General features: G+C 44.1%; 13 protein-coding genes. 4 read left to right on the top strand and 9 right to left on the bottom strand.

Annotated features, from left to right (window positions below; translation table 11 throughout):
* Window positions 1–308 precede the first annotated feature (308 nt).
* The 4 genes from MusilaSJ_RS23635 (at window position 309) to hemN (ending at window position 5,038) form a co-directional block, all read left to right on the top strand.
* Window positions 309–1,496 (top strand): PAS domain-containing sensor histidine kinase, encoded by a 1,188-nt coding sequence (locus MusilaSJ_RS23635; RefSeq protein WP_274987225.1) that lies wholly within the window; start codon window positions 309–311, stop codon window positions 1,494–1,496.
* On the top strand, window positions 1,493–2,545 hold the full coding sequence (locus MusilaSJ_RS23630; protein ID WP_274987224.1) for a response regulator: 1,053 nt from the start codon (window positions 1,493–1,495) through the stop codon (window positions 2,543–2,545). The genes MusilaSJ_RS23635 and MusilaSJ_RS23630 overlap by 4 nt, the downstream gene beginning before the upstream one ends.
* Window positions 2,546–2,627: 82 nt before the next feature.
* Window positions 2,628–3,665 (top strand): 2-hydroxyacid dehydrogenase, encoded by a 1,038-nt coding sequence (locus MusilaSJ_RS23625; RefSeq protein ID WP_274987223.1) that lies wholly within the window; start codon window positions 2,628–2,630, stop codon window positions 3,663–3,665.
* Between the two features lie 5 nt (window positions 3,666–3,670).
* On the top strand, window positions 3,671–5,038 hold the full coding sequence (gene hemN / locus MusilaSJ_RS23620) for an oxygen-independent coproporphyrinogen III oxidase (protein WP_274987222.1): 1,368 nt from the start codon (window positions 3,671–3,673) through the stop codon (window positions 5,036–5,038).
* Between the two features lie 64 nt (window positions 5,039–5,102).
* Here the strand turns inward: hemN and MusilaSJ_RS23615 are convergent, their stop codons facing one another.
* The 9 genes from MusilaSJ_RS23615 to MusilaSJ_RS23575 form a co-directional block, all read right to left on the bottom strand.
* On the bottom strand, window positions 5,103–6,878 hold the full coding sequence (locus MusilaSJ_RS23615; protein WP_274987221.1) for a hypothetical protein: 1,776 nt from the start codon (window positions 6,876–6,878) through the stop codon (window positions 5,103–5,105).
* Window positions 6,879–6,939: 61 nt separating this feature from the next.
* Window positions 6,940–7,626, bottom strand: a complete 687-nt coding sequence (locus tag MusilaSJ_RS23610) for a sulfite exporter TauE/SafE family protein (RefSeq protein ID WP_274987220.1) — start codon at window positions 7,624–7,626, stop codon at window positions 6,940–6,942.
* Entirely contained in the window at window positions 7,623–8,042 is a 420-nt protein-coding gene (locus tag MusilaSJ_RS23605) for a FixH family protein (protein WP_274987219.1), read from the bottom strand. Before MusilaSJ_RS23605 ends, MusilaSJ_RS23610 begins: the two co-directional genes overlap by 4 nt.
* A gap of 4 nt (window positions 8,043–8,046) precedes the next feature.
* Window positions 8,047–9,420, bottom strand: a complete 1,374-nt coding sequence (gene ccoG / locus MusilaSJ_RS23600) for a cytochrome c oxidase accessory protein CcoG (protein WP_274987218.1) — start codon at window positions 9,418–9,420, stop codon at window positions 8,047–8,049.
* A gap of 5 nt (window positions 9,421–9,425) precedes the next feature.
* Window positions 9,426–10,298: a cbb3-type cytochrome c oxidase N-terminal domain-containing protein gene (locus tag MusilaSJ_RS23595; protein ID WP_274987217.1), complete on the bottom strand. Its 873-nt coding sequence runs from the start codon at window positions 10,296–10,298 to the stop codon at window positions 9,426–9,428.
* Between the two features lie 32 nt (window positions 10,299–10,330).
* On the bottom strand, window positions 10,331–10,522 hold the full coding sequence (locus MusilaSJ_RS23590; protein ID WP_274987216.1) for a hypothetical protein: 192 nt from the start codon (window positions 10,520–10,522) through the stop codon (window positions 10,331–10,333).
* 8 nt (window positions 10,523–10,530) lie between these two features.
* Window positions 10,531–12,657 (bottom strand): cytochrome-c oxidase, cbb3-type subunit I, encoded by a 2,127-nt coding sequence (gene ccoN, locus MusilaSJ_RS23585; RefSeq protein WP_274987215.1) that lies wholly within the window; start codon window positions 12,655–12,657, stop codon window positions 10,531–10,533.
* An 86-nt stretch (window positions 12,658–12,743) separates the two neighbouring features.
* Complete coding sequence (ccoS, locus tag MusilaSJ_RS23580; protein ID WP_188833850.1) at window positions 12,744–12,905, bottom strand: cbb3-type cytochrome oxidase assembly protein CcoS; 162 nt, start codon at window positions 12,903–12,905, stop codon at window positions 12,744–12,746.
* The gene (locus MusilaSJ_RS23575; RefSeq protein WP_274987214.1) at window positions 12,902–15,286 is read right to left on the bottom strand and encodes a heavy metal translocating P-type ATPase; all 2,385 of its coding nucleotides are present in this window, start codon (window positions 15,284–15,286) and stop codon (window positions 12,902–12,904) included. The genes ccoS and MusilaSJ_RS23575 overlap by 4 nt, the downstream gene beginning before the upstream one ends.
* Between the last annotated feature and the right edge of the window lie 151 nt (window positions 15,287–15,437).

Below are 15,437 nucleotides of genomic sequence, written 5' to 3'. Positions count from 1 at the left end.
ATACCATATAAAAATTACCGCCCCGTAAACAAATTCGTTTATGGGGCGGCAATTCCTCAGCTATTCGGCTATTTTATGCCTAAGCTTTATTACCCATCCTTTTTAATAAAGGTGCTTTTAGCCCGATAGAAATGCCCGGCATATTTCCCTCTTTTTTAAGCTTAACGGTTCCTGGTAATCGTGTTTAATAACCTCGGCTACTTTGTGCCACATCATAAAAAGTGATCGTGATCATTTTTTATAGTGAGACGTATCATATTGAAGACTAAATCCATTAGTGATCTTTGTCATTAAACAAGAAACCGTTGATGGAGAATGCCGCGCTGCTAAAAGCAATTATTGAAAATGCCATAGACGGCATAATTACCATAAACAACTACGGAATTATCGAGTCTATCAATCCGGCTGCGTGTAATCTATTTCAATACAGTCCCGGCGAAGTAATTGGTAAAAATATCTCTGTTTTAATGCCGTCGCCCGACAAAGAACTGCACGATGGTTATATAAACCGTTATCAAAACACAGGCGAGCCGCACATTATAGGTTTTGGCCGCGAAGTTAAAGGGTTAAAAAAAAATGGCTCCGTATTCCCTTTCCGCCTGGGGGTAAGTGAAGTGCAGTTTTCAGGTCGAAAAATCTATACCGGTTTTATCCATGACCTCACACGCGAAAAGGAGGCAGAAGAAAGGTTAAAGGACTACGCCATCCATTTAGAAGAGTTGGTGGAGGAGCGTACAATTTCTTTAAAGCATTCGGTAACCGAATTGCTGCAGGCTAAAGAAGAGGTTAGCCTGTCATTAGAAAAAGAAAAAGAACTTGGACAGATGAAAAGCCGTTTTGTGTCAATGGCCTCGCACGAGTTCAGGACCCCGCTGAGCAGTATTCAGCTTTCGGCCATTCTTGTTGAAAAATATGCGCAGGAGTTTAGCAATCCTAACATCAGCAAACACATCGCCAAAATAAAAACGACGGTTGGCAACCTTACGGGTATCCTGAATGATTTCCTGTCGCTTGAAAAACTCGAAGCCGGGAAGGTCGAGCCCATATTTACCGAATTTAACCTGGTAAAATTTGGTGAGGAAATAACCGAAGAAATGCAACTGGTAGCCAAACAAAACCAAAATATCATTTATCAGCATACCGGTACTACCAGTGTTTTTAAATTGGATCCGGCACTATTAAAAAACTGCATCATTAACCTGATCAGCAACGCCATCAAATACTCGGGCGAAAATACCTTTATTGAATTTAACACGGAGGTAGCCAGCGATCAGCTGGTTGTTGTGGTTAAGGATAATGGTATAGGCATCCCTGAAAATGACCAGAAGCACTTGTTTGAAGCGTTTTTCAGGGCACATAATACCGGCAATATACCAGGTACCGGTCTCGGTCTTAATATAGTGGCGCGCTACGTTGGCCTTATCAACGGCACGGTGCAATTTGAAAGCAAAGTTAATTACGGAACATCATTCACGCTCACATTTTCGCAACCATGAAAAAAAGTATCCTCATTATTGAAGACAATACCGATATAAGGGAAAGCACCGCCGAAATACTGGAACTTTCCGGTTACCTTGTATTGCAGGCCGGTAACGGCAAAATTGGTGTCGACTTAGCTATAAAGCATAAACCGGACCTTATTTTGTGCGATATCATGATGCCCGAGCTTGACGGGTATGGCGTATTATTCATGCTCAGCAAATCACTCGAAACGGATAACATACCTTTTATATTTTTAACCGCGAAAGCCGAACGGATTGACTTTAGAAAAGGCATGGAAATGGGTGCCGATGATTACCTTACCAAACCTTTTGACGATATAGAATTGCTTAATGCCATTGATAGCAGGTTGAGCAAAAAAGAAAAACAACAGGCATTTTTTAGCAGGTCGCTGCAAAAAATAGAGCACCTCGCCATCAATTCGCGCAACGGCGCAGCCGAGTTAAACGCACTGATAGCCAGTCGAAAAATAAGGCAGATAAGAAAAAAACAGGTATTATTTTATGATGGAGATAGCCCCCAGGGAATTTACCTGGTGATGGAAGGCAGCATAAAAACATTTAAACTGGCCGAAGACGGCAGGGAACTGATGACCGGCTTATATAAAGCCGACGACTACCTCGGCGTGCATGCCCTGCTGCTTGATGATGCTTATGGCGAAACTGCCGAAGCAACCGAAGACGCAGCCATATGCCTGCTGCCGAAAGATACCGTTTTAACCATGCTTGACCGGTATCCCGACGTTGGCCGGCAGTTTTTGAAAATACTGTCAAACAATATCAAAGAAAAGGAAGAACAGCTCATCGAACTGGCCTATCATTCGGTAAGGAAACGGCTGGCGCAGGTATTGGTAAGGCTGAACAAGCAAAACGGCGAAAAACAGGAATTTAAAATATCAAGGGAAGAAATGGCATCAATGGCCGGTATGGCTACCGAAACGGTAAGCCGTACGCTTTCTGATTTTAAAGAGGAAGGCCTGATAGAAAAGAAAGGTGCAACCATCAATATAACAGACCTTAACAAGCTGGTAAAAATGAAAAACTGACAAAGGTCATTTTTATCACTGACCACGCTCATGGTTTTGCCGGTGCCATCCGGGTAGTTTTGTTTAATATAAATGTGCACAGATGAAAGTAGTAGCTTACAGTATCAAGGCGTTCGAAAAGGAATTTTTGGCCAGAGCGAACCAAAAAAAACATGATATTACCCTTATCTCTAACCCGTTAAATTCTGAAACCGCGGTTTATGCCGAAGGTAAGGAAGCGGTAGTTGTTTTTACCAATGACGAGGTATCTGCCTATGTTATCAACCAACTGGCCGATCTTGGCGTTAAATATATTGCTACCCGGTCGGCCGGTACAGATCATATAGATAAGGAAACAGCAGCTTTGCGCAACATAAAACTGGCCAACGTGCCTGAATACTCGCCGCAGGCTATTGCCGAACATACCGTTGCCATGGCACTTGCCCTAAACAGGCATTTAACCGAATCAAACGCCCACAGCCACCTGTTTGATTTCAGGCTGAATGGCCTCATGGGGTTTAATTTATACGGCAAAACAGTTGGCATTATTGGCCTGGGACATACCGGGCAAGCGACTGCCGCTATCTTTAACGGCTTTGGCTGTCGTGTTATTGGATACGATCCATTCGCCAAATCAAAATTGGCGGGAGTTGAACAAGTGGCTATGATTGACCTGCTTGCTACTGCCGATATCATTTCATTACATGCCCCCCTCTGCCCCGAAAACTATCATATGATAAATAATGAGACCCTTGCTTTGATGAAAGATGGAGTCATGCTCCTGAATACTTCGCGGGGAGGGTTAATTGATACTGAAGCAGTATTACAGGCCGTTGAAACCGGTAAAATAGGTTATTTAGGACTCGACGTTTATGAAAAAGAAAAAGGCCTGTTTTTTGAGCAGCATCAACACGATACCGATAAGGACCCGTTGCTGGAAAAACTGATGGCCTTTAAAAATGTCCTCATCACCCCCCATCAGGCTTTTTTAACCAATGAAGCATTACAGCAAATAGCAAATCAAACCATAAAAAATCTTGATCAGTGGCAGGCTAAAAAGTGCGTTGGAAATGCGTGTGTGTGTGCAAAAAACTGCAAAGCGACCGGTGAGCTATCAACGGTTGATACTACCAAAGCTTAATATTTATGAAAATCCCCCAGCACCTTATTGATAAATACAACGTTGCTGCTCCCCGTTATACCAGTTACCCTACCGTACCGTATTGGAACATTGAAAACTTCGACGAAGAGGAATGGCGAAAATCAGTATCGCTTTCTTTTAAGGAGAGTAACGATCGTGACGGGATCAGCCTGTATATTCACCTGCCATTTTGCGAAAGTCTGTGTACCTATTGCGGTTGTAATACCCGCATCACCAAAAACCACCGGGTAGAAGAGCCATACATTAAAGCTGTTTTGATGGAATGGGCCATGTATCTCAATACCTTTGAAAGCAAACCCGTTATCAGGGAAATACACCTTGGCGGCGGCACACCTACATTTTTTAAACCCGAACACCTGGCCATACTGATCAATGGTATATTAAATTCATCAACTATCCATCCCCGGGCCGAGTTTAGCTTTGAGGCGCACCCCGCCAATACAACTGTTGATCATTTACAGGTTTTATACAATCTCGGTTTCAGGAGGATAAGCCTCGGCATCCAGGATTTTGATCCCAGGGTTCAGTTTATCATTAACCGGATCCAGAGTTTTGAACTGGTAAAACTGGTTACTCAGCAAGCCCGGCGGATCGGGTACACATCCGTTAACTTCGATCTGATATATGGCCTCCCGCTTCAAACCATCAACGGGCTAAAGGATACCATTAGCCAGGTGGCGAAATTAATGCCCGATAGAATCGCTTTTTACAGTTATGCCCATGTACCCTGGATAAAACCCGGCCAGCGCCGTTTTACCGAAAACGACCTGCCAGATGCTAATGAAAAAAGGGCTTTGTATGAATGTGGACGCGAATTATTTACAGCATTGGGTTATCATGAAATTGGCATGGACCATTTCGCCTTGCCCGCGGATAGCCTTTACTTAGCCGAACAAAATGGTACGCTGCACCGTAATTTCATGGGTTACACCCATCAATATACCCAATTAATGATTGGTTTGGGCGTATCCTCCATAAGCGATAGCTGGTATGCCTTTGCCCAAAATGTAAAAAAAGTAGAGGAATACATGCAATTAGTTAATGCCGGCCAGCTACCGGTATTTAAAGGACATATGCTTACGGCCGATGATCTGAGCATTCGCAGGCATATTTTAAATATCATGTGTAACAGCAAAACCTGCTGGAACCTGCATAATGAAACAAGTGAAGCTTTTTTAGAGGGGTTAGAACGTATGCGTCAATTTGAGCAGGACGGGCTGGTTGAATTAAATTCATGGTGCATTACTGTTACCCCCATGGGTAAACGCTTTTTACGCAATATATGTATGGCGCTTGATGCCCGCCTATGGGCCGATAAACCTACCACGCAGTTATTCAGTATGACCGGATAAGTCTTTGACAACACCAACTATCAGTTAAACAAAGAAACCGGGATCGATTCCCGGTTTCTTTGTTTTAGATATTTAGCAATTGCAGTTTCTCTTCTGATAAGAGCAGGTCTTTCAACATGCGCTCCAGGTAATCCTGGGTTTGGTTGCTTATTTGCGGGATCAGTTCTTTATAGTATGTGATACCCTGCTGTAATTGGTCTTTAAATTTGAGTAGGTATTTTCCTTTCTTTTCGTTGAGGTTTGCTACATAGTCCGAAATATCCTTTTTCAGGTAATCGATGTAAAGGTTTAACTCATTGATAAACATGTTAGGGCGGATTGTTGCCTCAAGCAGGTTGATGCGCCCATAAATGTGGCCAACCATATCATCAAGCGTATACACTCCCGAAAAGAAGGCGATATTCGGTCCAGGACAAATGGTTACTGCCTTGTTTTCCCGGGCTTTCAGAATATCGTTTTTGATATAAGCAGATGCACAAAGCCCTTCGCATAAGCAAACCTTTTCGGTAACAGCATCTATCTGTTTTTGAATTTCATCTGCCGGAAGCTCACTGTGTTTTAGCTGTTTTATTTTCAGATGCTGGTACTCACGTGATGCTGTGCAAATGGGATGTTCGGTAAACTCGGTATTTGATACTAAATATTTTTTATTGCAGGGACTACCCGGCCTGCCATTTGCTATCCTGCTAAGTCTTTGCTCTTCGCCCGAGCTTTTGCTGAAGTTATTGAACAGGATACCCAGCGGTGATGACGAGCTTACATAAAAATCATCATGGCCGGCGCCTGCCAATTGTTGCAGCGTATGTTCATCAACATTGGTGGCTTCGGGTACCAGCAGGAACGGGCTGCCCCAACCAGTAGCATCCATCTGATAATGCTTCCTCAAAAAAACATCTTCCTGCATAGTGCCTATCCCACCCTGTACGCTGATCTTTTGCGCCGGACTGGCCTCTGTAAACCCCTTTTCGGCAAGTGCAGGTTGATAGAGGTCAAGCAGTTCGTGCATCATATTTTCCCTTTTCAGTTTAAACTCTTCCAGGATGGGCCCGAGCAGCAGGCCATCAGTAGCAAAAGCATGCCCGCCACAATTCAGGCCCGATTCAATTCTGAATTCTGACACCCACAGCCCTTTCTTTGCTAAAAACTTAGCCTGGATCAACGCCGAACGAAAATCGCTCACCTTTAAAACGATCCGTTTACGGAGCTCGTTATTGCCATCAGGATAAAAACACTTAAAAGTTTCCAGGTAACTGTACAGCCTCGGGTTCATGCCCGCCGAAAGTACCACTGATGAACCCAGATCGCTTTCAGCAAAGCCTTTTAAAGCAGCAAGCGCGTCGGTATGGGTATCGCCGGTATAATTGCCGTCTGCATCAAAGTTCATTTTATCAACTTTGGCCATGATATTTACATCAATAGCGCCTTTGTTCATTCTGGCGCGCAAAAGATCTTGAAAGATCTGTTTACGTTCCCCCTCAGGATACTCGTTCATCAGTTCGTAACCCTGCTTTAAAGACGACGCCTCAGGTAGCAGGTTGAAGTAACGGTCGATGTCCATTCCCTGTTTAAATGGCATTTGTTTAAGTTCTTCAAACTGCCTATTTACCAATTCGTTTAATAAATTAAGATAGGCTGTGATCCGTTTTGAACGGCTGTCGGGCCCACTTTTTAAAATAGGCGTAAATGGCAAACCATTTTGAGTTGAATGATACTGCCGCATACGCTCAACGAGTTCATCATCAACAATTGAAACAACAGACGAGATACCGTACCGGGCCACTTTTAGCGGTGTATCAACAGAGTATCCCAAACCTAAAACAGGTATATGAAAGCTGTGCATATAATTAATTTAATATTATGTATTTAGAATAAACATGAGGCTCATCAATGTACCTATGGTGTTACTTACAAATAACGATTCCGCTGGCCGATGGCGGACTCAGATAAGGAATGTCAAGCGCGAGCCCGCGCAGTAAAAACCAGACGCCAAGGCATAGCATAAAATAGGGAACCATCCTGTTCATCTTTCTTCGGATGCCCTGGTTAACAAATCCACTGCCAACAGTGACTGCCAGCATTAAAGGCAGGGTACCCAAACCAAACCAAATCATGTATTGCACGGAAGCACCCACTGATGAAGTGTTTACCGCACCTATGAGCGCCAGGTAAACAAAACCGCAGGGCAAAAAGCCGTTTAACAAGCCTATGGCCAAATGGCCAGCCCGGTGCTGTAACGCATAAGTAAGCAACGCATTAAAAGGCTTCAGCAGCCAGTTGCCACTACTTTTGTTACGAATTTTCAACTTCCACAATCTTGAACCGGCCGCCAGCAGGATCAGTATCCCGCTAATGATGCTTACCCCCTGCTGCAAACCTGAAAGCCATAATTGCTTACCGATGAGCCCGGTTATTAACCCGAGGGTTGCGTAACTTATAGTACGCCCAAGGTTATATACCAACTTATCCCACAAGAGCAGCCAAAAGCTACTGTGGTTAATGGGGATAGCGAGGGCGAGCGGCCCGCACATTCCTATACAGTGAACACTACCGAACGAGCCTATAAAAAAAGCGATTTGACTGGGGCTCATGGTATAAATATTTCTTTGGTATACAGGTATTTTTTGCCCTTGTTTTCCCAATTAAAAACCAGCTGCCACCTACCTGGCTTTACATCAGTCAGAGGGATATTCACATTCCCCGCCAGGTTGCTCTGCAGATTGATATGTTTGTCCATTTTGCCGTCGTCCGGGCGCTTTAAATCTACTGCTCCCTTTACCGGGCCTGCAAACTTTACTAAAAGGATATTGTTATTAATGCTGATTGATGGCTGTGCTTTATCGCTAAGCACTTGCTTCTCTTTATCATAATCGGCATTAAACGCAAGCCCTTTTTCGTAATAATGCGGATCGACATCGTCGGGCTGCCTGAACATGGCAACGCCCATGGCTACAATGTAACTCATAAAAGCCAGCATGCCTATTACTATTCCTTTTCCCCAGTTCATATGCTTAATCATTTGTTGGTGCTATAAAATTGGTTTTTACAGATTGAACCACCTTACCGCCAAGCAACAGGTTCAGTTTAATGGTAGTTTTGGCGGTATGTATTTTTGATGCAGGGAGCATGACAAAAAACACCGTTTTAGCCGATCCGCCCTTTGCAACCGGTCCGGGCGACTGGATATAACTGATCTTAACAGCCGGATCATCCGCCCCTATCCTGATCACTCTATCCTGATTGGTTTTATTAATGATTTCGGCATTATAAATATTACTGATGTAGCCGCCCGGCTGCTGCTGATAAAGCATTCCCGCACTGCGCATAACGGTGATATCCATATCGCTCCGGCTGAAAATAAAATAACCAAGTACAGCTACCAGCACGGTTATTACCGCGGTATATCCCATCATGCGCCCGGTAAACGAGGGCTTTTCTTTCAGCCTGATCATATTTTCGGAGAAGTAGCCAATCAGGTTGCGGGGCTTTCCTATCTTGTCCATTACCTGGTCGCAGGCATCTATGCAGGCGGTACAGTTGATACATTCAATTTGAGTTCCTTTACGAATATCAATACCTGTAGGACAAACAGCAACGCATAGGCTGCAATCAACGCAATCGCCTTTCAGGTTAAAAGGGTCCGCGTTACGGCTTAACTTGCCCCGTGGTTCGCCGCGCACATCGTCATAAGCTACTACTAAAGTATGCTCATCAATCAATACACTTTGTAAACGCCCGTAAGGGCATATCAATGTGCAAACCAGCTCACGTACCTGGCTGTAAATCAAATAAAATACAATGGTGAATACCCATATACTGATAAAACCAACCCAATGGGCTGTAACAGGCTCAACAATAATTTTAACAAGGCTTTCGCTGCCGATGATATAAGCAAGGAAAGTGTTGGCGATCAGAAAGGAGACCAATACAAACAAAGCATGTTTGGCTGTTTTTTTGATGATTTTTTCCCGTGTCCAGGCACCAGCGTCAAGCTTTTTACGCTTATTGGCATCCCCTTCTATCCAAATCTCTATCTTTCTGAAAACCATTTCCATAAATATGGTTTGAGGGCAGATCCAACCGCAGAAAATACGACCGAAAGCAATAGTAAATATTACCACGCAAACCAAAAAAACAAGCGAAGCCAGCATAAACAGAAAAATATCCTGCGGCCAAAACACCTGCCCCAGCAGTACAAATTGTCGATCTATCACATTGAGCAGCAACAACGGCTGGCCATTGATTCGTAAAAACGGCCCAGCAAAAAAGAAAATGAGATAAAAATAGCTTAACCAGCTTCTCCATTTATAAAACCTGCCTTTACGTACCAGCGGATACATCCACTGTCTTTTCCCGTTTTCTTTTGCCGCCAGTAAGCCATCCATAATCGTTATATTTTTGCTATCTTTTTGCCTTTTGCCGCATTGTCATCCGCATCTTTTTCGCCCTGCGGTTCTTTAGGATTAGCCGGATTGCTGCCATGCAATGATTTTATATAGTTTGCCACATCCGAGATTTGCTTAGGCGATAACTGTTTCTCCCAGTTGGGCATCCCTTTGGCCTGTATGCCGTATTTTATGGTTTTAAACACATCATTGATCTTACCACCGTGCAGCCAGTAATCATCGGTAAGGTTGGGGCCAACCACCCCTTGCGCGTGGTCGCCGTGACACGGAACGCAGCTTTGTTTAAAAATCGCCTGCCCCGAAACCAGTACAGCCTGATCGGTAACGAGTTTAACTGTGGTTTCGTCAACCCGGTTAGCGGCCTTGCTCAGGTATTCTTTTTTGGCAATATCTGCCTGGGCCATCTCAGTTTTATATTCATCATATTGCAACTGCCCCAAGCCAAATACATGATAAATGAGGATGTAACCAACCGCAAAAATAATGGTGATGTAAAACAGGTAGCTGAACCAGCCAGGAATAGGATTGTTAAGCTCCTGGATACCGTCATAATCATGTGCTATGATCAGCTCCTTTTCTTCAGACATCGGCCTTAGCGACAGCAATTTGTTCCAAACCTCTGTTTTAGGCTTTTTAACCTTTTTGACGGGTTTCATCTCCGCTATGATCTGCTCTTCTGTATATCCCTGCGCCCGGAGCGTTATTTTTGTTAACACCCTAAGCGCCCTGAGCAATACCAGCATGGCTACGATAAACAATGCCAGCATGGTTATAATTGCCCCATACCCTATCTCGTTCATCAAATCGCCCGGTATCAGGCTGTCATCGGCGGCCATTGCCGGTTGTAACGGTATCATCAATACAAGTAAAATTAACAGGCGGCGGTATTTCATAAGTTGTAAGAATTAAGGAATTCACCATGACTATCCTTCAAAGGCAGATTACGCATATGATCTACATGCCGTTTCCTGAGTCTGAAAAGCAGGATAGCTACTACAATAAAAAATACGAGGAAGATCCCCAGAGAAAATAACAGGTAACCCTGGGCACCCGAAATGTGTTCTGTAAATTGCTTAAACATGGCTTTTGTTATTTAGCGGCGGTTTTGCTCGCCTTGATATCGGTACCCAAACGTTGCAGGTAGGCTATCAGGGCTACTATTTCTTTATTGTTTTTAACTTTGATATGATCGTTATACAGGTTATCAGCAATTTCTTTTTCCTGTTTACTAAGATCGTTGTTGGCTATTTTTTCATATCCTTCGGGATACGGGACACCCAGTGTGCGCATGGCCTTTATTTTGGCGGCCGTGGTAGCCGTATCAAGATTTTGGGTTAACAGCCAATCATAATTTGGCATGATACTCCCCGGCGACATGAGGCGTGGGTCCATCAGGTGGTTATAGTGCCAGGCATTGCCATATTTGCCGCCCTCGCGCGCCAGGTCGGGCCCGGTACGTTTTGATCCCCATAGAAACGGGTGGTCATAAACAAATTCGCCCGCCTTGCTGTATTCGCCATAGCGCTCGGTTTCTGAGCGGAAAGGCCTTACAGTTTGTGAGTGGCAGTTTGAGCAGCCCTCTCTGATATAAATATCACGTCCCTGCAACTCAAGCGGAGTATAAGGTTTTACCGCCGCTATCGTGGGGATATTTGATGATATGGTTAGCGTTGGCATCAACTCAATAAAAGTACCTACCAGTATAACCAGCAATGCGGCTATCATCATTTGTATTGGGCGGCGTTCCAATACCCGGTGCCATGTTTCTTCATGCCCGGTTTTGCTTAAAGCGGGCAGCGGCATAGCCTGGGCAGGCTCATTTGCGGCGAGCTTGCCCTGCAGCGCGGTGCGGCAAAGGTTATAAGCCATTACAATAACGCCCAGCAGGTATAATCCACCACCCACAGAACGCATAACATGCATAGGCAATATACGCATCGTTGTTTCCAGAAAAGCGGGATATTTCAGTATCCCCTCGGGTGTAAACTCTTTAAGCATTAAACCCTGGGTAAAACCAGCCCAATACATTGGTATAGCGTAAAACAGGATCCCGAGCGTACCTATCCAAAAATGAAACGAGGCCATCTTTTTTGAATATAACTGCGTTTTATAAATACGCGGAATAAGCCAGTAAAGGATGGCAAAGGTTAAAAAGCCGTTCCAGCCCAAAGCGCCAACGTGTACGTGGGCAATTATCCAATCGGTAAAGTGACCTATGGCGTTCACCTGTTTCAATGAAAGCATAGGACCTTCAAACGTGGCCATACCGTAAGCAGTTAAGCCAACTACCATAAACTTCAGGATCACATCATCACGAACTTTATCCCAGGCACCTCGCAGGGTGAGCAAGCCATTGATCATGCCGCCCCAGCTTGGTGCTAACAGCATAATAGAAAAGGCCACACCTAATGACTGCGCCCAACCGGGAAGCGTGGTGTACAGTAAATGGTGCGGGCCAGCCCAGATATATATAAAAATGAGCGCCCAAAAGTGCAGAATACTTAACTTATAGGAATAGATAGGCCTGTTGGCCATTTTGGGCAAAAAGTAATACATCATGCCCAGGTATGGGGTGGTCAGGAAAAATGCCACCGCATTGTGGCCATACCACCATTGTACCAGTGCATCCTGCACGCCGGCATATACCATGTAACTTTTAAAGGCTGATACCGGCAGTTCAAATGAATTTACAATATGCAATACGGCTATGGTGACAAACGTGGCTATGTAAAACCATATGGCAACATATAAATGCCGTTCGCGGCGTTTAAATATGGTACCAAACATATTAATGCCAAACACAACCCAGATAAGGGTAATTGCAATATCTATTGGCCATTCAAGTTCGGCATATTCATGCGAGGTGGTTAAACCCAAGGGCAACGTAATAACAGCCGAAACAATGATGAGCTGCCAGCCCCAAAAGTGAATTTGGCTAAGGGCATCGCTAAACATCCGCGCTTTTAACAGCCGCTGTAATGAATAGTAAACACCCATAAAAATAGCGTTACCCACAAAAGCGAAAATTACCGCGTTGGTGTGTAAGGGCCGGATGCGGCCAAATGTAGTGTATTGGTTGCCCATGTTCATCCCCGGGCTATACAATTGTATGGCTACGATGAGGCCTACGGTCATCCCAATTATACCCCAGATCACCGTGGCGATACCAAAATTACGGACGATCTTGTTGTCATAGTAAAAATTTTCGGGCTGCATATGATATTAAATAATTTGATGGTGTAAAAGTATTGAGGGGCTGTCGCCGACAGAATGATGACGGTTTGCCCGAATAATGACATTGGTCATTTTTTATCTTTATCAGCCGGTTCATCATCCAGCAGGATCCTTACCGAAGGGGTATAGAGATCATCATGCTGGCCGTTGCGCTGGGCCCAAAAAAAAGCGCCTAAAAACACGAGTGCAAGCAGCACGCTGCACCCGATCAGGAAATAAATAATGTTCATGATAATTTTCTTTTTTTAGCGGCGAGGTGTGTTGCTATGCTGGTGAACGAAATGATGGTTGCAGTACTTAAAGGCATCAATATGGCCGCTATGAGCGGTGAAAGCCTGCCGCTTACTGCATAGCTTAATCCTAATAGGTTATAGCAAAGCGATATAAAAAACGAGATGTGAATAATGGTAATACTATCCTTTGAGAATTTAAGAAATGCGGGCAGGAACCTGAGCGAACGCCCATCTAAAATAGCATCGCTGCCGGGCGAAAAATTGTTAACGTTATCCGTAATAGCTATCCCCAAATCACTTTGTTTTAAAGCACCCGAATCATTCAAGCCATCACCTATCATCATTACCTTTTTACCGGCCAACTGTAAAGCCTTTATAAAATCAAGCTTTTGCTGCGGCGATTGGTTAAACAGCATATATCCCTCCCCCTTAAAATAAGGCAGTAAATTTTTCCGCTCCCGGTCCTGGTCGCCTGATAACAGGTAAATTTTATAATCTGCTGCCAGCCGCGCAATATCTTCAAGCCCTTCGCGATACTTGTTAACAAAGCTGAAATAACCGGCGTATCGCCCGTTAATCATCAGGTGTACTTCGGTTGATTTTGCGATGTCTACTCCTCCTGTTAAAAACGACTGGCTGCCAATTTGAACATTATGCCCATCAACCCAGGCAGTGATACCTTTTCCGGCTATTTCCCGGTAATTACTTACCCGAAGTTTTTCTGCGCCCTTGAGGTAATCGCAAATCTGAACGCTTAAGGGATGCGCCGAATTACTGCAAATGCTGTATATGAGTTGTTCATCGTAACTGCTTAGCTGCGCATTGTTGCTTACACCGTTTTCGCCGCCAATAGTAATGGTGCCGGTTTTATCTAAAACGATGGTATTGATACGGTCCAGTTGTTCAACAACGGCGGTGTTTTTGAGGTAGAAAAAATTACGATCAAAAATACTGAGTGCCGCCGACATAGTGAACGGTGTACTTAAAGCCAGCGCACAGGGGCATGCTACAATCAACACAGCTGTAAATGCCGAAAAAGCACGGTAAACATCGACCGGCAGCCAGAAAACTAATGAACCCAATGCAATCACCAGTAAAACAATGCTGAAATACTTACTTACCTTTTGGTTAAAGGTTTGCATCCGGTTCTCCTGGCTACGGCTAAAAGCTTCATTGTTCCACAATTGGGTAAGGTAGCTTTGTGATACTGGTTTAATTACCTCCAATTCAATAGCTTCGCCCATTTGCCGGCCACCGGCATAAACCACTTCACCCCAAACCTTTGTCACGGGAGCTGACTCGCCGGTAACAAAGCTAAAATCAATCCGCGCTTCGCCGTTTAGTAATATCGCATCGGCCGGAATAATCTCATTACTGCGAATGCGGATCCGCTGACCTACTTTCAGGGCTGATAAGGGCAACGGCTTTTCGATACCGTTCTCAACAATCTGTACGGCAACAGGGAAAAACGAACGGTAGTCACGCTCAAAAGAGATATGGTAATAGGTTTTTCGCTGAACAAATTTACCCACCAGTAAAAAGAACACCAGCCCGCAAAGCGTATCAGCAAAACCGGCTCCCGCATGGGTTAGTACCTCAATCAGCGTACGCAAAAAAAGCACGGCTATGCCCAGCGCCAGCGGAAAATCGATATTCAATATTTTATTACGGAGGTTTGTATAGGCCGATTGGAAATATTCCCTACCGCTGTAGAAAACAACCGGCAGCGAAAACAGCACGTTCAACCAGCCAAAAAAATGCCTGAAAGTTTGCTCATATTCCGATAATCCCAAATACTCGGGAAAACTAAGCAGCATCACATTTCCAAAACAAAAACCAGCTACTGCTATCTTTTTTACAAGATTATCGCCAGTGCCGGTTTGTTGTTTTTTAATAACATCCTGGAGGTTAATAAGTGGCTCATAGCCGATATCAACCAATAGTTCCACAACCTGCCTTAAGCTTATCTCCCTGTTATTAAAGCGCAGGTTTACCTGTTTCTTCAAAAAATCAATCCGGCTGTAATAAATGGCAGGGTTAAACCTATTTAACTGCTCAAGCAGCCAAATACAGGAGCTGCAATGGATATAAGGGATATAAAGCGTTAATATGGTAATGTTTTCGTCTGTAAAATCAACCAGGTCTGCTATGATCGAAGGATCATCAAGGTATTCGAACCGCTTTTCCACGTGGGTACGTGTTGCGCCGGGATGTTCATTATAGCTGTAATAGTTACATAACCCACTATTAGATAGTACCTTATAAACACCTTTACAGCCCGTGCAGCAAAAATCTTTGCCATCCAATACATAATGATCTTTATCACAATCGTTACCGCAGTGGTAACAGGTAGTTTGGGTAAGTATATTTACAGCCATTGATGATCTATTTATAAGATCAAAAATGGCTGTAATCCGGCACCTGAAAAATGATGGCTGTTGGATGGAAAAGTGATGAGTATCATTTTTCACAGCTAAAAAACAAAGAGTAACACGCGTTGCTATGCGATCCTATACACTCCCTCCCATC

Source organism: Mucilaginibacter sp. SJ, from assembly GCF_028993635.1.
GTDB lineage: Bacteria > Bacteroidota > Bacteroidia > Sphingobacteriales > Sphingobacteriaceae > Mucilaginibacter.
The sequence above is the reverse complement of the archived record's forward strand: the minus strand, read 5'-3'. Positions and strand labels throughout refer to the sequence as shown.